This window comes from Streptomyces sp. NPDC002076, assembly GCF_053593835.1.
This window is the reverse complement of sequence record NZ_JBSFDI010000011.1, coordinates 210,305-230,915: the sequence shown is the minus strand read 5'-3', so window position 1 is coordinate 230,915 and position 20,611 is coordinate 210,305. Positions and strand designations below refer to the sequence as shown.

Annotated in this window: 12 protein-coding genes and 2 pseudogenes; 7 read left to right on the top strand and 7 right to left on the bottom strand. The window is 74.9% G+C overall.

Annotated elements, in window-relative coordinates; genetic code table 11:
- Positions 1–465: 465 nt before the first annotated feature.
- Together ACWCQS_RS24190 and ACWCQS_RS24185 are read right to left on the bottom strand one after the other, a co-directional pair.
- Entirely contained in the window at positions 466–4,797 is a 4,332-nt protein-coding gene (locus tag ACWCQS_RS24190; protein ID WP_451006367.1) for an HAD-IC family P-type ATPase, read from the bottom strand.
- Between the two features lie 8 nt (positions 4,798–4,805).
- Positions 4,806–5,492 (bottom strand): hypothetical protein, encoded by a 687-nt coding sequence (locus ACWCQS_RS24185; RefSeq protein ID WP_451006366.1) that lies wholly within the window; start codon positions 5,490–5,492, stop codon positions 4,806–4,808.
- A 354-nt stretch (positions 5,493–5,846) separates the two neighbouring features.
- Here ACWCQS_RS24185 and ACWCQS_RS24180 point away from each other — a divergent pair, with 354 nt between their 5' ends.
- Entirely contained in the window at positions 5,847–8,102 is a 2,256-nt protein-coding gene (locus ACWCQS_RS24180) for a DEAD/DEAH box helicase (protein ID WP_451006365.1), read from the top strand.
- A gap of 69 nt (positions 8,103–8,171) precedes the next feature.
- On the opposite strand, the pseudogene ACWCQS_RS24175 reads toward ACWCQS_RS24180, so the two are convergent.
- Positions 8,172–8,501: pseudogene (locus tag ACWCQS_RS24175) on the bottom strand (hypothetical protein); the annotation flags it as partial.
- Complete coding sequence (locus ACWCQS_RS24170; RefSeq protein ID WP_451006458.1) at positions 8,443–9,201, bottom strand: PaaX family transcriptional regulator C-terminal domain-containing protein; 759 nt, start codon at positions 9,199–9,201, stop codon at positions 8,443–8,445. The gene ACWCQS_RS24170 and the pseudogene ACWCQS_RS24175, both read right to left, overlap by 59 nt.
- 71 nt (positions 9,202–9,272) lie before the next feature.
- Between ACWCQS_RS24170 and ACWCQS_RS24165 the strand changes: the two genes are divergently transcribed.
- Together ACWCQS_RS24165 and ACWCQS_RS24160 are read left to right on the top strand one after the other, a co-directional pair.
- On the top strand, positions 9,273–10,952 hold the full coding sequence (locus ACWCQS_RS24165) for a DNA alkylation response protein (RefSeq protein WP_451006364.1): 1,680 nt from the start codon (positions 9,273–9,275) through the stop codon (positions 10,950–10,952).
- A gap of 166 nt (positions 10,953–11,118) precedes the next feature.
- On the top strand, positions 11,119–13,092 hold the full coding sequence (locus ACWCQS_RS24160; protein ID WP_451006363.1) for a HEAT repeat domain-containing protein: 1,974 nt from the start codon (positions 11,119–11,121) through the stop codon (positions 13,090–13,092).
- A gap of 182 nt (positions 13,093–13,274) precedes the next feature.
- Here ACWCQS_RS24160 and ACWCQS_RS24155 read toward each other — a convergent pair whose 3' ends face one another.
- Positions 13,275–13,865, bottom strand: a complete 591-nt coding sequence (locus tag ACWCQS_RS24155; protein WP_451006362.1) for an Rv1733c family protein — start codon at positions 13,863–13,865, stop codon at positions 13,275–13,277.
- Between the two features lie 288 nt (positions 13,866–14,153).
- On the opposite strand from ACWCQS_RS24155, the gene ACWCQS_RS24150 reads away from it, so the two are divergent.
- The 4 genes from ACWCQS_RS24150 (at position 14,154) to ACWCQS_RS24135 (ending at position 18,093) form a co-directional block, all read left to right on the top strand.
- Positions 14,154–15,242: a WD40/YVTN/BNR-like repeat-containing protein gene (locus ACWCQS_RS24150; RefSeq protein WP_451006361.1), complete on the top strand. Its 1,089-nt coding sequence runs from the start codon at positions 14,154–14,156 to the stop codon at positions 15,240–15,242.
- A gap of 86 nt (positions 15,243–15,328) precedes the next feature.
- Entirely contained in the window at positions 15,329–16,006 is a 678-nt protein-coding gene (locus ACWCQS_RS24145) for a uracil-DNA glycosylase (protein ID WP_451006360.1), read from the top strand.
- The gene (locus ACWCQS_RS24140; RefSeq protein WP_451006359.1) at positions 16,003–16,977 is read left to right on the top strand and encodes an N-acetylglucosamine kinase; all 975 of its coding nucleotides are present in this window, start codon (positions 16,003–16,005) and stop codon (positions 16,975–16,977) included. Before ACWCQS_RS24145 ends, ACWCQS_RS24140 begins: the two co-directional genes overlap by 4 nt.
- 189 nt (positions 16,978–17,166) lie before the next feature.
- Positions 17,167–18,093: a sirohydrochlorin chelatase gene (locus ACWCQS_RS24135; protein WP_451006358.1), complete on the top strand. Its 927-nt coding sequence runs from the start codon at positions 17,167–17,169 to the stop codon at positions 18,091–18,093.
- Between the two features lie 79 nt (positions 18,094–18,172).
- On the opposite strand, the gene ACWCQS_RS24130 is transcribed toward ACWCQS_RS24135, so the two are convergent.
- On the bottom strand, positions 18,173–19,210 hold the full coding sequence (locus tag ACWCQS_RS24130) for a lactonase family protein (protein WP_451006357.1): 1,038 nt from the start codon (positions 19,208–19,210) through the stop codon (positions 18,173–18,175).
- A gap of 322 nt (positions 19,211–19,532) precedes the next feature.
- Positions 19,533–20,177: pseudogene (locus ACWCQS_RS24125) on the bottom strand (FUSC family protein); the annotation flags it as partial.
- Positions 20,178–20,611: the final 434 nt, after the last annotated feature.

Here is a 20,611-nt window from a genome sequence, read left to right as displayed (position 1 = left end):
CGCGCCCACCGGCCGGCCTGACCGCAGCCCTCCGCGACCACCGGCCGGTCCAGCGCAGCCCTCCGCGACCGCCGGGCGGCCTGAGCGCGGTCGTCCGCGACACCAGGCAGTCCGAGCACGGACGCCCACCAACACCGGCCGATCCGACCAAGGCCACCCTCCACCACCAACCGGCCCGAGCACGGTCGTCCGCGACACCAGGCAGTCCGAGCACGGACGCCCACCAACACCGGCCGATCCGACCAAGGCCACCACCACACCAGCCGGTCCACCGCGCCCACTCGCCACCACCGGCCGGTCCAGCGCGGCCCTCCGCGACCACCGGCCGAACCGACCACAGCCACCTACCACCGGCCGATGCAACTGCGCCCACCACCACCGGCCGACCAGACCACAGCCACTCGCCCCCCGCCGATCCAACCGCAGCCGCCACCCCCGGCCGATCGAAGCGCGGGTGTCCGGTGGTCAGGTCGGGAGCAGGCGGCCGATCGTCTCCTCCAGGCGGGGGAGCACCCGCTGTCCCGCGAGGGCCAGGGCGATCGCCGCCAGGACTCCGGCCCAGGCGCCGGGGCCGAGCGGGGTGCACCCGACGGCGTGGCTGGCGACCGGGATCTGCACCGCCGCGAACAGCGCCGCGGCGGAACCCAGGCAGGTGATCTGCACCAAGCGGCTCGCGCGCCGGTCCAGCCATGTCTGCACGAGCTGTGTGCCGACCACCCCGCACAGCGCCATCGTGCTGGAGCGGCGCGCGGTGCCGGGTGTGAAGCGGCCGATCAGCCAGGCCGTCAGCGCGCCCAGGCAGGTGGTGAGCGCCCGGTGCCGGATCTGCTGCAGCAGGGGTGCGCCCAGGACGGCGGAGGCGTCCTCCGGCGATCCGCCGCGGACCCGTACGGCACCGGGCACGCCGTCCTCCGGCGCTCCGCCACGGGCCGGTGCCGACGCGTCCTCCTTCTCGGTCACCGCCACCGCCATCGACGGGAACAGGTCGGTGAAGAGGTTCACCATGAGCATCTGCCGGGTGGACAGCGGCGCCCGGCCGGACAGCAGCGCGCCGAGGATGCCGAAGCCGACCTCGCCCGCGTTGCCGCCGATCAGGATGGCGATGGCGTCGGCCACGCTGTGCCACAGCGCCCGGCCCTCGCCGACCGCGTCGATCAGGACCGTCAGATCGTCGTCGGTGAGCACGATGTCGGCGGCGTTGCGCGCCGCGGCCGAACCGCGCGCGCTGATCCCGACGCCGATGTCGGCGGCGCGGATCGCCGCGGCGTCGTTGGCGCCGTCGCCGACCATGCCGACGACCCGGCCCGCGTCCCGCAGCGCCTCCACGACCTGGAGCTTCTGCTCGGGCGCCACCCGCGCCACCACACCCGCGTCACGCAGCATCCGGGCCCTTGCCGCCCGGTCCGCCGCCGCCAGCTCGTCGCCGGTGACCACGACGGTGTCCTCGGGCCAGCCCAGCTCGGCCGCGATGGCCCGCGCGGTCTGCGGATGGTCCCCGGTGAGCATGACGGGTCGTACGCCTGCCTCGATCAGGCCCGCGACCAGCGCCGTGGAGGTCTCGCGCGGTACGTCGGACAGGGCGAGCAGCCCGATGAACCCCAGCTCCCGCAGCGGCTGTTCGAGTACGTCGTCCTCCTGCTCGTCAGCGCCCAGCCGCCGTTCGGCCACCGCCAGCACCCTGAGGCCGTCCCGCGCCAGCGCCTGGGCCGCCTCCGAGGCGTGCTCGGGCAGCCCGGCGCACGCGGGCAGCACGGTCTCCGGGGCGCCCTTGACCACCAGCCGCAGCGGGCCGTCCCCGCTCCGGCCGACGGAGGCGGCGTATCCGCGTGCCGCCTCGAAGGGCAGGTCCGCGGACTGTGTCCACTCCGGATCGGGACCGGCCGCCGCCAGCACGGCCTCGTCGGTGGCGTGCACCGGCCGCTCGGCGTCGCCGTCGACGCGTGGACAGGCGCGGACGGCGGCCCGGACGGTGCCGGCGGACCCCGGGTCGTCCACCGGGCGCACCGTGCCGTCGGCGTCGGAGGTGCGCACCAGGCGCAACCGGTTCTCGGTGAGCGTGCCGGTCTTGTCGAAGCAGAAGGTGTCCATCCGGCCCAGCGCCTCCAAGGTGCGCGGGGTGCGGACGAGGACACCGTCGCGGCTCAGCCGCCGGGCGGCCGCGAGCTGCGCGACCGTGGCCACCAGCGGCAGCCCCTCCGGTACGGCCGCCACGCCCACCGCCACCCCACCGCTGACCGCCTCCCGGATGGCGGTGCCGCGCACCAGCGCCAGGCCGGTGACCGCGGCGCCGCCCGCCAGGGTCAGCGGCAGTGCCTTGCGGGTGAGTTCCTGCAGCCGGGCCTGTACACCGCCGGCCGGAGGCGTACGCGCGGCCAGGTGGACGGCGCGGGCGGCCTCCGTGTGCTCACCGATGTCGACGACCACGCCACGGGCCTGGCCCGCCACCACGGTCGTACCCTCGAAGACCATGCACCGCCGGTCGGCGACCGCGGCGTGCGGGGTCGGATCCGTCTGTTTCTCCACCGGCAGGGACTCACCGGTCAGGGCCGACTCGTCGACCTCCAGGCCGTCCTGCCACAGCAGCCGGGCGTCGGCGGGCACCACGTCGTCCGCCTTCAGCTGGATCACATCGCCCGGATGCAGCTTGCCCGCCTCCACGGTCCGCGTGCCGCCGGCCGGGGCCTCGGTCTCCGGCGGTACGAGGCGCGCCATCTGCTGCTGTTCCGCGAGCAGTCCGGACAGCGCCCGTTCGGCGCGCAGCCGCTGGATGCCGCCGACCAGGGCGTTCAGATCCAGCGCGCCGACGACGAGCAGGGCGTCCACGACGGAGCCGAGGATCGCCGACGCCGCCGAGCCGACGGCGAGGACCGGGGTGAGCGGGTCGTGGAGTTCGCCGCGTACGGCCTGGCCGAGCCGGTAGGACCAGCGCATCGGCGCGGCGGCCGGATGTCCGGACACACCGGCGGCGGCTTTGCGCACGCGGGCGGCCAGCGTCTCGAAAGCGCCGCCCTCGGCGGCCGGTTCGTGCTCCAGCCGCTCCTGGGCCTGCTCGGGGTCCAGCTCGTGCCAGTGCACGCGCGCGTGCGGGTGCGGGGGCCGGGCCGCCGCCACGCCGAGCGCGGCCCGGCCCCCGGAGAGCAGGGCCGCCACGGCGGCGGCGTCCACGGGGGCGTGCCGCAGCCCCGGCAGTGCGGCAAGGCGTCCACGGCCGCCGCCCGACTCGCCGACGGCCACGAGCAGCCCGGAGAGCGCGGCGCCAGAACGGGCCAGGATCTGGGCATGCCCGCCGACCGTGCGGGCGGCCGGGATCGCGGTCAGCACCCGCCATATGTCGGGCAGCCCGTGCAGCGCGAGGAGGTCCGCGCCCCAGACCACGGCGCCGTCGTGGTCGGTCAGGGCGAGGGCGATGTCGGCGCTGCGCAGCCCGGCCAGCACGTCGTGCTCGTCGGCCGTGCGCACCCGCGCGACGGCGAGCACCGCCCCGGCGTCGCCGCGCGCCTCGTACACGACGTCGTCCAGCGGCCGGCGTGGGTCGACGACCTGGTCGGCGAGGCCGGTGAAGTCCTCCAGGGCCGGGTCGTCCACGAGCACCACGCGCAGGCGGGCCCGGCGGGCCGCGTCCATGACCGGTTCGGCCCACGGGTCGGCCTCGCCCTCGTCCGTGCACAGCGCGCTGGAGTGCAGGACGACCGTGCCGGCCATCTCCAGCCGGCGCAGCCGGTCCGGGTCGCGGACCAGGACACCCGTGCGGGCGAGCGCGGTGCTCAGCAGCGCGTGGAAGGCGGCGGGGCCGTAGCGGGCGGCCTTCGGCGAGCCGGCGAGGACCGCCTCCGCGGCCTCGGCGACGTCGTGCTTGACCAGCAGGGTGGCCGCGGCGCCCAGCACACTGCCCGCGGAGGCGTGCTCGGCGTACTCCTGGGCCGGGGACTCCCGCAGCGGCGGGCGGGGAGCGCCGTCCGCCGCGATGCTGACCCGCCCGGGCGCGCACAACTGGTCGTGCACCGTGTCGAAGGCGGCGGAGCGAGCCACCGTCTCGGCCACCTGGCAGGCCCGCAGGACGCCGTCGAGGACGAGGGACGTGGGGGTCTGTCCGGCTCCGTGGACGGTGGCGTTCGCGCAGGCCAGCAGGAGATCCATGCCGGCGTTTCCGAGCCGGCCGCGCAGCCAGGCGCGAAAACGGGGGTTCTCCCGCAGCAGGGTCACCACCGCGGTCGCCAGGCGCGGCGTGGGCGGCAGCCGGAGCGCGTACGCGGTGACCGCGACGCCGATGCCCACCGTGTCGGCGGCGAGCGTGGCCACGGCCGCGCGCACCCCGGCCGGGTCGGCCGGATGCGTGGTCTCGTCCACATCCGCGGCCAGGAGCAATCCGTGTCCCTCGGCCAGTTCGGCGGCGTGGTCCACGATCCGGTCGGTGGCCTCCTCCTCGGTCGCGGTCACCACCAGGCGCGCGAGTCCCTCGTCCCAGTACGCGAACAGCACGTCGGGTCGCTCGGCCAGCGTCTCGGCCACCCGGCGCGCCAGATGCGCCGTGCCGCCCGCGCGCTGCACATGCTCGTGCGCCACCGGCCGCAGGGCCAGATGGGCACGGGCCCCGGCCCGCCAATGGCCGCCGGAGCCGGGCAGCGCGTTGCGGGCGACCCGCGCCACGCGTACGGCGGCGTCCGCGCCGCGCACTCCGGCACGCACCGTCCCCGCGGCGGCGCCGGCGGCCGCTCCGACCGCCGGCGCCAGCAGCCGCGGTGCCGAGGGCAGCAGCCGTACGGCCGCCGAGGGCATCGCCAGCAGTCGGAGCGCCATGGTCCTCCTCAGAGCGCGGTGCGGTCGGGCCGGGTCGTGGGACCGAGCGGCCCGGTGGAGTGCTTGCCCGCCGCGCCCTCGGCGCTGCGGGTGGTCCGGGTGCCGCCGGAGGTCTTGGTGCCGCCGGTCGTTCGGGTGGTCCGGGACGCGGTGGCGCCTCCGGGGATCCCGGTGCTGCCGGTCGTCCGGCTGCTTGCACCGGTCCCGGCGTCGCCGGCTGTCCGGCTCCCTCCGGACGCCTCGGCGGCCCCGGCGGCCTCGACCCCGGCCTCGGCGGCGCCGGCGTCCCAGGCCTCGCCGGAAGTCTCGGCGTCCTCGGCGGCGTTCGCCCCACCCGTGCGGTGGGCGCCCGTGGACCTGCCGCCGTGGCCGGACCTGAGGGCCGCGGTGCCCAGGTCCTGGGCGGCCTCGGGACTCTGCCCGCCGTCCGCCGGAAGTTTGGGCCGGGGCTGGGTGAGCCAGGCCACGGCTGCGCCGGTGAGGGCCACGGGCCACTCGACCACGCCCGCCGCGCCGAGCACTCCGGCCCCCGCGTACACCGCGATGCGCCGCCCGCGGGGCGAGACCGCCCCCACCTTGTCCAGGGTTTCCTCCGCGGCCCTGGTCACCATCCCGGCGCCGGGCACCCTGCGCAGTGCGGAGGCCGCGCCGCGCAGCGGCCCCGTGAGAACCGACGGCGACTTCTGCTCAGCCATGACTCTCCTCGGGTGAGATCGCCTTGCGTGCCCCACCGAGTGCCCGCAACCGTGCTGGTCATCCCCGTTTCTCCGCGGAGGGTGCCCACTTCCAAGGGAACGCCTCGCGACGCTCCCGCGCCACCCGCACCGCGCGACCACCCTGCCCGGACGCCTTGGCAACCGTCCCGCCCCGGACGCCTCGGCGGCCGCCTTGGAACAGCGCCTCGAACACAGCCGAAGTCGGTCGGCTCATCGAAGTGGCCGGGGTCCGGATCCAGGTCTTCACCCGCTGTCAGGAGCCCGGTCCCGGTCGCCGCACTCCCGTCCCACCGCGTCGACTCCGGATGGAAGGATGGGCGTGAGGGAGGGCGGATGGGGCGCAGGGAGAGGGAGGCGGTCGCGCAGGCGGCCCGGCTGTACGAGGCCGCACAGGCACTGGCCGACGACCACGGCAGGGCCGTAGAGGCGGTCCGCGCGGCGCTGAAGCCGATTCAGGACGCGGCGGTGGAGCAGGCGCTCGACGCCATACCCGTGGCACGGCTGCAGGACGCCACGGACGGACGGCTGCGGCTCGCCAGTGTCGACAAGAGCGGACTGCGCACGGTCCGGCAGGTGCTCGAAGCCGGTCCCTACCGGTTGCGGCAGATCCCCGGAGTCGGTCAGCGCACCGCGGACCAGATCGTCGCGGCCGCACGGCAGCTGTCCGACGCCGTGCTCGACACCGTCGCCGTACACATCGACGTCGACCGGCCGGAGCCGCGGACCACGGCGCTCGTCATGGCTCTGCACGTCCTGGTGGAGGCGGGGCCCGACGCGCGGCGCGCGGTCGGCACCGCCGCCGAGCTGACGCGGCGGCTCGGCCCCCCGCTGGCCGAGGCCCGGCCGGCGGCCGGGCGGCTGAGCATGCTGACGGCCGGGCGGGCCAGGAAGGCGCGCGCGCTGGCGGCGGTCGAGGAGCTGCGCACGCTGGTGGCGGAGGCGGTCGAGGCCGGTACCCCTGAGGCGCTCGCGCAGGCGTCGGTGGACCTGTTGCGGGGCACGTCGAGCGACCTCGCGGCCTGGGTGGACTTCGAACTGCGCTCCGCCGAGTACTACGGCCTGCTCACCGAAGTCTCCGGGCGTGCCCCGGACACGGCCGCCGCCGAGGGGTTCCTGCCCGACGGGATCGCCGAGCGGGTGCGGGGACAGCAGCTCGACGACTCCCGGCTGCGCGTGTCGCTGCGCGGCTACCAGGCCTTCGGCGCCCGGTTCGCCCTGGCGCAGCGCAAGGTGATCCTCGGCGACGAGATGGGGCTCGGCAAGACCGTCCAGGCCATGGCAGCGCTGACCCATCTGGCCGCAGAGGGGCAGAGCCACTTCATGGTCGTGTGTCCGGCGAGCGTGCTGGTGAACTGGACGCGCGAGGTCGAGGGACGCACCTCGCTGCATGTCACGCCCCTGCACGGGCCGGACCGGCACGACGCGTTCGCCTACTGGAAGGGGCGGGGCGGCGTCGCCGTGACGACCTTCGACGCCCTGCGCGGCTTCCCGGCCCCCGGCGGCGGTGAGATCGGGATGCTGGTGGTGGACGAGGCCCACTGTGTGAAGAACCCCAGGGCCCTGCGCTCCCAGGCCGTGGCGCATTGGGCGGGGCTCTGCGAACGGGTCCTCTTCATGACGGGCACGCCGATGGAGAACCGGGTCGCCGAGTTCCGCAACCTGGTCCGGATGCTCGACGAGACCGTGGCCGACCGTGTCGGCGCCGATGCCGGACTGCCCGGCTCGGTGGCCTTCCGGAAAGCGGTCGCACCGGTCTACCTGCGCCGCAACCAGGTGGATGTCCTCGCCGAACTGCCCGCCCTGCAGCAGACGGACGAGTGGGAGGAACCGAGCGCCTCGGACGAGGAGGCATACCGCGAGGCGGTGCGCTCCGGCAACTTCATGGCGATGCGCAGGGCCGCGTACGCCCGTCCGGAGAAGTCCGCCAAGCTCGTCCGGCTCCGCGAGATCGTGCGGGAGGCGGCGGAGAACGGGCTGAAGGTGGTGGTCTTCTCCAACTTCCGGGATGTCCTGGGCGTGGTGCAGGACGCGCTCTACGCCGGGTCACGGGCCGGCGGTCCCGTGGTCGGCCCGCTCACCGGGAGCGTGCCGCCCGAGCGGCGCCAGCTGCTCGTCGACGAGTTCACTGCTGTGTCCGGTCCGGCGGTACTGCTGGCGCAGATCCAGGCGGCGGGCGTCGGACTCAACCTCCAGGCCGCCTCCGTCGTGATCATCTGTGAGCCCCAGATCAAGCCAACCGTCGAACAGCAGGCGGTGGCGCGGGCCCACCGCATGGGCCAGGTACGGCCGGTCCGGGTGCACCGCCTTCTGGCTCCGGGCGGCGTGGACGAGCGGATGGTGGAGATGCTGCGCAGGAAGGTCCGCCTGTTCGACGCCTACGCCCGCCGCAGCGCGGTGGCGGAGGCGACTCCGGACGCCGTCGACGTGTCGGACACGGAGATGGCGCGCCGGATCGTGGCTGAGGAACAGACCCGCCTGGGCTTCGGAACCGGCCGTGTCGGCGGCGCATCCGGCCGTGCGGGCAGCGTGTCCGGCGAACCGGCGGACGCGGTTCCAGGTACCGGCGAGGCGGCCGACAGCACTTCTTGACGGCGCCTGGGGGCGCCAGGAGTCGTCGTGTCCGGGATGGCCGGCGTACGGCAGGGCGAGCAGGCGCGGCGTGGTGCAGCGCGCACGAGGATGCTCGCCTTCGCGGCAGGCACGGCACCCACCGTCGTCGCGGATCCGATGCTCCGCCAACAGCGCCTGCCTCGCCTCCAGTTCGCCCAGCACCCGGGCGCGGCCCTCCCCTCCCAGGAGGTGAGCACCTGCTCGATCTCGTCGGCCATCACGCCCCGGACCGCGCCGGGCGCGCCGGTGATCGCGTCCCTGGCCACCCGTTCCTCCTCCTGGAACCGGGCGCGCAGGAACCGTTCGAGAGCCAGGGCGGTCATGCGGCACGCTTCCTTCGCCCCACCGACGCGGCCAGCTGCCGCTGATAGCCGGCATAGGCCGCGCGCAGGGCCTCCCCCGGCCAGTCGGCGGGGAGGAGTCCGGGTGGCAGGACCGGGTCGGTGAGCAGGTGGCGTACGGCCGCGGCGTAGGCGGTGAGGCGCTCCGCCGGGGTGCGGGCGGCGGCCGCGCGGGCGAGCAGGGTCCGCGCGGTGGCCGCCCAGGCGTCCAGCGGCCAGAGCCGGGCGACCAGGTCATGTGCGGGCTCATCGGGTCGCGCGGTGTACGTCTGGGCGACGGATCCGAGCATGTCCGGCAGGGCACGGTCGAGGTTGGCCGGGCGCAGCCATACGCCCTCGCGGAGTTCCGCCAGGCGCAGCGCGGCCAATCGGGCACGCAGATCGGCGCGTTCGGCGGGACCACGACCGGTCGCCGTGATCACCACCATCTCCCAGTCGCCGTCCCACGCGCGCGTGCCCGGCCGGAGCGCCTCGTCCTGACGCCGCTGGCGGGCCAGCAGCCGGTCGCTGAGCCGGTAGACGCCGGCGGTGCGGCGCAGGTCCCCCGCGGTCACCATCCGGCTGAGCGCGGCCCGCAGCGTGGAGCCGCCGACGCCGAACGGCTCCACCAGCCGGACCAGGTCCCTCACCGGCAGCTCGGCCGGGTGCGCGCCGAGGAGCAGGCTGAGCACGACCGACCGCGCGGACAGCGGCCGCAGCCCTGACTCCTCCGGCTCGGGCGAGACGTTCATGCGCATGGGCACGTACTGTACGTCCACCTCCTTGTTGCAGTATTGCTACGACCGCAGGAAGAGTGCAACATGCTCCTATGGTCTCGATTCCCGCGCAGTCGCCTGCGCAGCCGCAGCCCCAGCCGCAGTACGCCACGCACGAGGTCACCAACCAGGCCCCGCCCTTGGCCCCGTACGACACCTCCGACGACCGGGCCCTGCTGGAGGGACTGCGCCGGGAGGGCGCCGGTTGGGCCGAGGAGGACATCCGGCGGCTGGGGGCGCGCGCCGGCAGCGCGGAGGCGCAGGAGTGGGGTGAGCTGGCGAACCGGCACGAGCCGGTCCTGCGTACCCACGACCGCTACGGCCACCGGATCGACGAGGTCGACTTCCATCCCAGCTGGCATCACCTGATGCGCACGGCAGTCGCCGAGGGCCTGGCCGGCGCGCCATGGGCGGACGAGCGGCCCGGCGCCCATGTGGTCCGTACCGCGGGCGGGCTGGTGTGGGGGCACACGGAAGCCGGGCACGGCTGCCCGACGTCGATGACATACGCCGCCGTGCCCGCGCTGCGCGCACAGCCGGATCTGGCCAAGGTCTACGAACCGCTGCTCACCAGCCGGGAGTACGACCCGGAGCTGCGCGTGCCGGCCGAGAAGCCGGGGCTACTCGCGGGCATGGGCATGACCGAGAAGCAGGGCGGGTCGGACGTCCGGACGAACACCACCGTGGCCACGCCCACGGGGGAGACCGGTGTGTACACGCTGCGCGGGCACAAGTGGTTCACATCCGCGCCGATGTGCGACGTCTTCCTGGTCCTCGCACAGGCCCCGGGCGGGCTGTCGTGCTTCCTGGTGCCGCGCGTGCTGCCGGACGGCAGCCGCAACACCTTCCGCGTCCAGCGGCTGAAGGACAAGCTGGGCAACCGCTCCAACGCGTCCTCGGAGCCGGAGTTCGACCGGACGGTGGCCTGGCTGGTCGGGCCGGAGGGGCGCGGCGTGAAGACCATCATCGAGATGGTCAACTGCACCCGGCTGGACTGCGTGATGTCCTCGGCGACCCTGATGCGCAAGACGCTGGTCGAAGCGGGTCATCACGCCCGGCACCGCAGCGCGTTCGGCGCCCGGCTGATCGAGCAGCCGCTGATGCGCAACGTCCTGGCCGACCTGGCTCTGGAGTCGGAGGCGGCGACGACCCTCACGCTGCGGCTGGCCGGCGCGGCCGACCGCGCGGTGCGCGGGGACGCCGGGGAGCGGGCCTTCCGGCGGATCGCCACCGCCGTCGGCAAGTACTGGGTCACCAAGCGGGGCCCGGCGTTCACCGCCGAGGCCCTGGAGTGCCTGGGCGGCAACGGCTATGTCGAGGACTCCGGCATGCCGCGGCACTACCGGGAGGCTCCGCTGCTGTCGATCTGGGAGGGCTCGGGCAACGTGAACGCGCTCGACGTGCTGCGCGCCCTCGGCCGCGAACCGGACACCGCCGAGGCCCTGTTCGCCGAACTCGCCCTCGCGCGCGGGGCGGACGCCCGCCTGGACACGGCGGTCACCGCACTCAAGGACCAGTTGGCCGAAACGGACCAGGTGGGCGCCCGCCGTCTGGTCGAGCGGATGGCGCTCGCCCTCCAGGCCTCCCTGCTGGTACGGCACGCCCCGCACCCGGTGGCGGACGCCTTCTGTGCGAGCCGGCTGGGCGGCGACTGGGGGCACGCGTTCGGCACGCTGCCCGCCGGGACCGACCTCGACACGATCCTGGAGCGGGCCCTGCCCGGCCGGAACTGACCCCTCCCACCGGGCGCCGGTGCTCCTCTCGGCGGCAGGCGCGGGCGGCTCGCGCCCTGGCCGGTGACAGCCGACGGATCGCACACAGTCAGCGCGCAGCTCCGGACCGTTGTCAGTGCCGTGGTGCACACTCGCGATCAGGTGGCACTCGTCTCGGGAGGACAACGTGTTCACGGGGATCGACGAGGTCGACTGGGCCTCGCTGCGGCACGCCCACGGCAGCGCGGAGGACGTGCCCGGATGGTTACGGGCGCTGGCGTCCGCGGACACCGCCGAGCGGGCGACCGCGCTCGACGGGATGTACGGCGCGCTGCACGACCAGGGGTGTGTGTACGACTCGACGCTGGCCTGCGTCCCGTTCCTGCTCTCGCTCGCGGCCCGCGAGGAGGTGCCGGACCGGGGCGGCATCGTGGAACTGCTGGTCGGCATCGGCGCGGACAGCGCGCACGGGGACCCGCGCGCACGGGAGGCCGTGTGCGCGGGCGCCGAGGTGTTCGTCCGGCTCGCCGGGGACCCGGACCCCGCGGTGCGCCGGGCGACCGCCTCGGCCCTCGTGCACTTCCTGCCCGCGCCGGCCCGGATCCTGGACCTGTTACGGCAGCGGCTGCGGGCCGAGCGGGACGACCGCGTCCTGCTCGCCCTTCCGGAGGCGCTCGCCCTGTTCGTCCGCCGGTACCCCGCGCACGCCGACGCCGCGGTGGACCTCCTGGCCGAACAGAGCGCACCGCCCTACGCCCCGGGGCTGCGGCTCGCCGCACTCGGTCAGCTCGCACTCGTCGCGCCCGCCCGGCTGCCCGCCGACCTGGTGCCGACGGCCGTCCGGCTGCTGCGGGAGCGCTCCGCGCACCGCGCCCGGATCAGCGAGCCCCGCGCCGCCGACTCCCTCGTCGGGCGCATACGGCGGCTGCGCCCGTCCGACGAGGAGGGCTCCAGGCTGCTGCGCACCCTGCACACCGCGCTCGGCGACCGCGTTGACGACCGGATCGCGCTCCTGGGCGGGCAGTTGACCGGCCCGGACCCGGTGGACCGGTGCCATGGCGTCTGGATGGCGGCGGCGCTGCTGCGCGGCTGGCGTGCCGACCACCGCGGGACGGTCCGGCTGCTCGGGGCTCAACTGGGCACGGAACAGGACTGGTTGCGGGACGCGGCGGTCGCCGTGCTGGCGGAGCTGTGGGCGCTGGCCACGCCCGCCGCGGACGACCTGCACGCCCTCGTGTGCGCCCGCCCCGACCTGTGGACGCACCGCGTGGAGCGCGGCTCCTGCACGCTGGGCGGTCCGCTCAGGGCGCTGGCCAGGGCCGGCGATCCGCGCGCGGTCCCACCCCTGGCCCATCTGCTGGCCGGCCCGGCCGCACCGGTGGACCTGGGGTTCGAGCTGGCCCACCTGGGTGCCGCCGCGGCCCCGCTCGCCCCCGCGGTGCGGCATCGGCTCGGCCGGATTCCGCCGGCTTCCCCCGCCGCCGCCCCGCTGCTGGCGGCGGTCGGCACCATGGGGGACGAGGAAGCCGTTCCGCAGGTGCTGCGGCTGCTGTCGGGTGCTGACGGCGGACCGGGGGCGCGGGACGACACGGTCACGGGCCGGGCCATCGAAACGCTGGAGGTGCTGGGCGCCACCGCGCGGGCGGTACCGGCCCTCCGCGCGCTCCTGCGCACCCGGCATGCCGCCGCAGCGGCCGGCGCGCTCTGGTCGGCGCAGCAGGACCCCTCCGCCGTACTCCCCGTGCTGCTGCGGGAGTTGGGCCGGAATGATCCGGTGAGCCGGCGCGCGGCCGCCGTGCAGCTCGGCCGTCTGGGCCCGGCCGGGCGCGCCGCGCGGCCCGCGCTGCGCCGCATGACCCGATCGCGGCTCGCGCGGGAGCGGGTGACGGCCGCGTGCGCGCTGTGGCGCATCGACGCGGATCCGGAGCCGCTTCTGCCGGTGTTCCAGCAGGCCTGGGCGCAGGACCCGCACTCCCGCCGCCCGATCGCCCGGTGCCTCACCGCGATGGGCCCGGCCGCCGCGCCGCTACGGCACCTCGCGGCAGCGGAACTGGCCGCTCCGCGCCGCCACTTGGCTCATGTGGACGCAGGCGGCGGGCCGGGCATACCGGAGGACGAGGCTCTGCTGGGCGCGTGCCGGGAGGTGTTGGCGACGGTGTAGGGGTGTCACGGCGGGCACTCGTCCGAGCCGATGAATGCGGGGACGCGGCTGCTCACCTCGTGGACGGCGACGCTCCAGCGTGCGTGGTTCCAGGCAGGGTTGCGCCGGTACTCGGCCATCGGCTTCGGGCAGACGGCGCCCCGCACCCGGACGGACCGGAGGCCGTCGGCCGTCGGCCGTGGTCAGACCATCCGTCCCCACTGCGGTCCGAGCCGTGCCCACTCCGTGTCCCAGGCGTGCATGCGGCGGCGTTCCAGCCGGCCGCGCACGGCGAGGCCTCCGACGAAGGGGACGGCCGCCGCGCTCACGCCCACCAGACAGCCGATCAGGGTGCCCCGGAAGGCGGCCTCGGAGGCGGAGGCCGGGCGGTCGACGAGCCGGCCCTGCGGGTCGGTCCAGACCGTGACCGGCGTGCCGGCCTTGCTGCCGGGCTCGACCCGGACCTGTCCGGTGTGGGTGGAGCCGTCGGCCACGGTCCAGCCCACCTTGGCCCAGACGCGTTCACCGGCGGAGGCATGGCGGTGCACGGGGGGCCTTCCCGGGGCCCGCCCCACCACGTGGGCGACGACAGGACGCCAGGCCGCCTGCTCCCTCGCGAGTCCGTGCTCCACCGACTCGGCCGCCACGAGGCCGGCCGAGATCCCTGCCAGGACGGTCAGCAGCCAGGCGCCGAGCAGCACCCAGGCCTCCACGACATCGGCCCGGCGTTTGAGCGGATTGCGCCGCCAGCGCCACAGCCACACCTTCGGACCACGGAACGCCTTCAAAGGCATCCTCCTCACGAGCGCACCGACCGGCCGGACCGCCCTCCCATACGCGGGAGATCGCTCCGCTGCTCACGACGAGCCGTCTCCCCGACGGTGGCACGAGACGTGCCCCCAGCGCAGGCGCATGCCGCAACGGGCTCGGGCCGATCTCCGTGACCGGCCGTCGACACCGCCGTGACCTGCGGAAACGAGCACGCACGGGGAGACTGTCAGTGGTGGGGTGCACACTGGCCGATAACCGACGACTACCTGTCTCACAACTACCTGGACGAAGGCGTCCCGGAGGTGATCGGCATGACCGAGGTACTGCTGGCGGTGGGCACCCGCAAAGGCCTGTTCATCGGGCGGCGCAGGGGTGGCGGCACCTGGGAGTTCGACGACAGTCCGTATTTCAACGCGCAGGCGGTGTACTCGGTCGCGATCGACACCCGGGAGGGGCGGCCGCGGCTGCTGGTGGGCGGCGACAGCGCGCACTGGGGCCCGTCGGTCTTCCACTCCGACGACCTCGGCCGCACCTGGACCGAACCGCCGCAGCCGGCCGTCAAGTTCCCCAAGGACACCGGCGCTTCCCTGGAGCGCGTCTGGCAGTTGCACCCGGCCGCCGCCGAGCCCGGCGTGGTGTACGCGGGCACGGAACCGGCGGCGCTGTACCGCTCGGAGGACCGTGGCGAGAGCTTCGAGCTGGTCCGGCCGTTGTGGGAGCATCCGACGCGCTCGCAGTGGGTGCCGGGCGGCGGAGGTGAGGGTCTGCACACCGTGGTCACCGACGCCCGCGACCCGAAGGCGGTCACCGTGGCCGTCTCGACGGCCGGGGTGTTCCGCTCCAGCGACGGCGGGGCGAGCTGGGCACCGTCCAACTCCGGTGTGTCCGCGGTGTTCCTGCCGGACCCGAACCCGGAGTTCGGCCAGTGCGTGCACAAGATCGCCAAGGACGCGGGCGACCCGGACCGGCTGTATCTGCAGAACCACTGGGGGGTGTACAGAAGCGACGACGCGGGCGCGCACTGGACGGACATCGGCACGGATCTGCCGTCCACGTTCGGCTTCGCGGTGGCCACGCATCCGCGCCGGGCCGACACGGCCTACGTCTTCCCGATCAACGCCGACGCGGACCGGGTGCCCGCCGGGCACCGCTGCCGGGTCTTCCGCACCGAGGACGCGGGCCGGACCTGGGAGCCGCTGGCCAAGGGGCTGCCGGAGGAGGATCACTACGGCACGGTGCTGCGGGACGCCCTGTGCACCGACGACGCCGACCCGGCGGGTGTCTACTTCGGCAACCGCAACGGCGAGGTGTTCGCCTCGGCCGACGACGGCGACAGCTGGCAGCAATTGGCGGCGCATCTGCCGGACGTGCTGTGCGTGCGGGCGGCGGTGATCGGCTGAGCCACGTCCGCGGGCCGCGGGGCGCCTCCGTCGGGCTTCGGCCATCGGTTGATCACCGGGCCGGGTACGGCAGTAGGGTGACGCCCGTGGCACCACGACCCTTGCACGAAATCGTCGAACCGGGCTGGGCGAAGGCCCTGGAACCCGTCGCCGGACGGATCGCCGAGATGGGCGACTTCCTGCGCGCGGAGATCGCCGCGGGACGCACCTACCTCCCGGCCGGACCCAACGTCCTGCGGGCCTTCCAACAGCCGTTCGACGACGTACGGGTCCTGATCGTCGGTCAGGACCCGTATCCGACCCCGGGGCACGCGGTGGGCCTGTCGTTCTCGGTCGCACCCGAGGTGCGCCCGCTGCCGCCCAGCCTGATCAACATCTTCCGCGAGCTGAACACCGACCTGGGCCTGCCCCAGCCGGCCAACGGCGACCTCACACCATGGACCCAGCAGGGAGTCCTGCTGCTCAACAGGGCGCTGACCACGGCTCCGCGCAGCCCCGGCGCCCACCGCGGCAAGGGCTGGGAGGAGGTCACCGAGCAGGCGATCCGGGCCCTGACGGCGCGCGGCAAGCCGTTGGTGTCCATCCTGTGGGGCCGCGACGCCCGCAATCTGCGTCCGCTGCTGGGCAGCCTGCCGGCGGTGGAGTCCGCGCATCCGTCGCCGATGTCGGCCGACCGCGGGTTCTTCGGTTCACGCCCGTTCAGCCAGGCCAACGACCTGCTGATCCGGCAGGGCGGACAGCCGGTGGACTGGCGACTGCCGTGACCGTCCCCGGCTATCTGGCGGTGGACTCCGGAGGCTCCGGTCTCCGGGTCGCCGTCGGCGTGCCGGGCCGGCCGCCGGCCGCACAGCGTGAGTCGCGGGAACCGGTCCGCACGGGCGAACGCGGCATCGATCCCGGCCATCTGATGGCCGGGCTCGTGCCGCTGGCCCGCGCGTCCGCCGCGGAGGCCGGAGTGGACGCGCTGGAGACGGCCGTCGTCGGCGCCGCCGGGTTCGCCACCCTGGGCGACGCCCTGCGCGCTGAACTGCCGGGCGCTCTGGCCCGCGAGCTGGGCGTACGGCGGGTGGCGCTCGCCGCCGACGCCGTCACCGCCTACGTCGGCGCCCTCGGCCCGCGCCCGGGCGCGGTGCTCGCCGCGGGTACCGGGCTGATCGCGGTCGGCACGGACCTCACGGCCTGGCGCCGGGCCGACGGATGGGGCCATCTGCTCGGCGACTGCGGCAGCGGCGCCTGGATCGGGCGGGTCGGCCTGGAGGCGGCCCTGCGCGCCCACGACGGCCGGGACGGCGGCTCCGCACCGCTGCTGGCCTGCGCGCAGGAGCAGTTCGGCCCGGCGCGCGGACTGCCGGGGCAGCTCTACCCGCGCTCCGACCGGCCCGCCGTACTGGCCTCCTTCGCCCCCCGGGTGGCCGCGTGCGCCACGCACGACCCGGTCGCCGCGGGCATCCTGCGCGCCGCGGCCCGGCACATGGCCGAATCCGTCGCGGCCGTGTGCCCGGCGAACGGGGAGCCTCGAGTGGCGCTCACCGGTGGCCTGTTCCGGCTGGGCGAGCCCCTGCTCGCACCCCTGCGGCAGGAGTTGGCGAGCAGACTTCCGCACGCCCGGCAGGTGCCGGCGGAGGGCGACCCCCTGCACGGCTCGGTACGGATCGCGAGCGACCTCGCGGCCGGCCGGCTCACCCTGCCGGGTGAACCCACCATGCTCTACGAGGTCCCCGCACAAGGAGATTGAGGTTCCCGATCAGGGTGCCCGCAAAAGCGGATTGTTCCTCGTAGTCACCGCTTTGTCGGCCCATGTTCTCGGCACGTGCCCGCAACATGTGTCACCGCCGCGTAACTCATCAGACAAAACCGGACGGATACCTCTCACCTGCACCCTCCCCGAACGGAGTAACCCGAGAAGCCAGTAACATGCGGCGCCATGAGCACCCCCACTGGGCCCGAGTCCGGCCTGCCAGTACGAATGCCGCGACCCCGCCAGCCCGGACGGCACCGCCGACCGGAACCGCTGGTGGCTCCCCAGGGTGCGCCCGCGCTCGCCCTCGCGGTGCCCGGTGCGCCCAGCGCCGCCACGCGCGCCCTCGCCGAGGAGGTCGTGAGCATCGCCCGCTCCGAGCTGCCCGGCCTGGACGCCCGGATCGGATACCTGGACGGGGACGACACCGAGTTCCCCACGCTGCGGTCCGTGCTCGAGCGCGCGGCCGAGGAGCGCACGGCCCGTTACGAGCAGGCCGTCGCCGCCGGGGTCGAGGGCGTCAAGGAGCCCGACGGCCCGGTCGCCGTCGTCGTTCCGCTGCTGGCCGGTCCGGACGGCTCCCTGCTGCGGCAGATCCGCCAGTCCGTGATGGACAGCCGGGTCGCCGCCGATCTGACCGATGTGCTCGGTCCGCATCCGCTGCTCGCCGAGGCCCTGCACGTGCGGCTGTCCGAGGCGGGGCTGGCCCGGGCCGACCGCGCACGGCTGTTCACCGTGGCCACCGCCGCGGACGGCATCATCCTGGCGTCCGTGGGCGGCGAGGAGGCCGTGCAGGCGGCCGGGATCACCGGCATGCTGCTCGCCGCGCGCCTGGCCGTGCCGGTGATGGCGGCGGCCCTGGACCAGGAGGGCTCGATCTCCTCCGTCGCCGAGCAGCTGCGTTCCTCGGGCTCGCAGCAGCTGGCCCTGGCGCCGTACCTGATCGGCCCGGAGATCGACCCGGCGCTGCTGGCGGCGGCCGCCGAGGAGGCGGGCTGCGCCACGGCCGAGGCGCTCGGCGCGTACCCGGCGATCGGCAAGCTCGCCCTCGCCAAGTACACGACGGCGCTGGGCATCGCCCCGCAGCAGCCGCAGGGCATGCCGGTCCGCTGACCCACGCGTACGCCACTGGGCCCGCTCCGCACCCCGGAGCGGGCCCTTCGCCTTGCCGGTACGCCCGTTCCTCGCGAGCTCAGCCGAAGACGACGCAGGAGGCCGCGGGGACCGGTACCGCGCCCTCGTAGCGGGGCAGCCCGGTCGCCTCGTCCACGGCGAACCACGTCACGTCGCCGGACCGCTCGTTGGCCGCGTAGAGGAAGCCGTCGTACTGGGCGAGCGCGCGCGGCCAGTGCCCGCCGCAGGGCACCGTGCCGATCAGCCGGAGCGCCTCGCCCTCGACGGCGAGGATCGACAGCACGTCCTCGCCGCGGGTCGCGGTCCACACGAAACGGCCGTCGGGCGAGACCACGATCCCGGACGGATAGGCGTCGCCGGCCGGGGCGCCTGGCAGCACGGGGACCTCGGCCAGCGGCCTGAGCGAGCCGGCCTCGGCGTCCCAGCGGCACACCGTGACCGTGGGGGTGAGTTCGTTGACGACGTAGACGTGCGCGCCGTCCGGGTGGAAGGCCAGATGGCGCGGGCCGGAGCCGGGGCGCAGGGCGAACTCGCGGTGCAGGGCGGGAACGCCGCCGTCGAGGGTGCAGATCCGCACCGAGTCCGTGCCGAGGTCGACGCTGACCGCCCACCGGCCGCTCGGGTCGGGCTGCACCTGGTGGGCGTGCGGACCGCGCTGGCGCCGGTCGTGCGGGCCGGAGCCGGTGTGCTGGAGCCGCCCGGAGGGCTTGGCGGCGAGTGAGCCGTCCGGACGCACGGGTACGGCGGTGACGCTGCCACAGCCGTAGTTGGCGGTCAGCACATGGCCGGCGTACAGGTCGAGGTGGGTCGGTCCGCTGCCGTCGACCCGCACGGGCGGCCCGGCGAGCTCCGGCCGGCCGTTTTCGACACGGTAGGCGGCGACGGCGCCCTCGGCCGTCTCGCTGACCGCGTAGAGCGTCTGCCCGTCCGGGGACAGGACCAGGTAGGACGGGTCGGGTACGTCGTTCACCGCGGTGCCGAGGAGGAGGGCGCCACCCTTCGGCGCGACCTCGGCGGTCACAAGGCCGGGGCCGCCGGCCGCCGTGAACGAGCCGATGAACGCCCGGCGCCTGCCGGACCTGTCGTCCTGTGCCACCGCTGTCCCCTCTCGGTCGTGCCCGTTCGCGGCCGACGGTAGCAGCCGATCACGGGCGGTCTAGACCAAGAGGCGGGCGTGGTCGGCGGTTCTTTTCCTCGACGCGACGGCGCTGTTGCCTCGCAGGCGCGTGTCCGTGCCTCATGGGCCTCTGCCGTCACACGCCGCACCGGAACAATCCGAGCGCGCTCACGTGGCTGGTCCAGCGGCGACGCCGGGGCGGCGGGCTCCCCCCTACCGCCGCCACAAAGCGGCGCAGCTCAGGCCGACCCCCACAGCCACCCCCACGCAGCGACCCGCCGCAGCTCCGGCATGACCCAGGTCAGGCCCCCACCAGGCGCGACCCAGTCGGGGCCCGCAGGGGCTCGGCCAGATCGGCGAGGGCGCGTTCCAGGCCGTGCAGGTGGGCCAGGGCGGGTTCGGCGGGAGGCTCGGCGGGGCTGCCGACGTGCTCCAGCCGGCCCGCGGTGAGCGCCTCGACGGCGGACTCCACGCGCCAGCAGGCCGCGGCCAGGCGGGCGTCGTGCGAGGCCTCGGGGTCGGCGGCGACCGCCACCAGCCCACGCACCTCACGGGCGCAGTCGTCGAGGAGCGCGAGGACCCGGCGGGCGCGCCGCTTGCGGGCGGGCATCGGGTTCAGCGGGTGCACCAGCGGGGCGACGGCCAGCCGGACCCGGCCGAGCAGCTGCTCCAGTTCGGCGACGCGCGGCGCCGGGTCCGCCGTGGTGGAGCCCGCGAGCCGGGCCGCCGCCTCGGCCGTACAGGCGTGGACACAGCGCAGAGCCCGCTGGATCCAGGCGTCCGTGATGGCGTGGGTCGTGACCGGCAGGACGAACAGCACGGCGAGCGCGGCGCCGAGCGCACCCACGCCGGTCTCGGCGAGACGCAGCGCGAGCAGGCCGGGGCTCAGGACGCCGAGGAGGCCGCAGAGCAGTTCGGCGAGCAGGGTCACGCAGAGCATCATCCAGTTGTTCGCCAGGGTTTCCGCAGGTCAGGGCTACGCAACACGTCCAAGGTCAGCAAAAAGTCAGCATCGGCACGGCATCCTCGCCCCGGAACTCCCCTTGCAGGTGTGCTATCACTGGCAATGGATCATATTTCGGCCGTGGCGCCTTGGGGTACACACTTCAAATACCGCAAAGGAGGACGCCCCGTCGGCCACGACGCCGAGCTCTACAAGGGGAGTGCAACGGAGCGCCGATTGTCATGCTGAGACTCCGTCCTGACCAGGTTGAAGACCTCGCGGGCCGCAGCATCGATACTTCCCCAATGAGGCTTCGGACTATCTCGCGCCGGGTTTTGCCCTCCTTGCTGCGGCGTTCGTAGTAGTCCTGGGTTCGCGGGTCGACGCGCAGGCGGGTCTGCACAATCCGGTGCAGGGCCGCGTTCGCTTTCATCGTC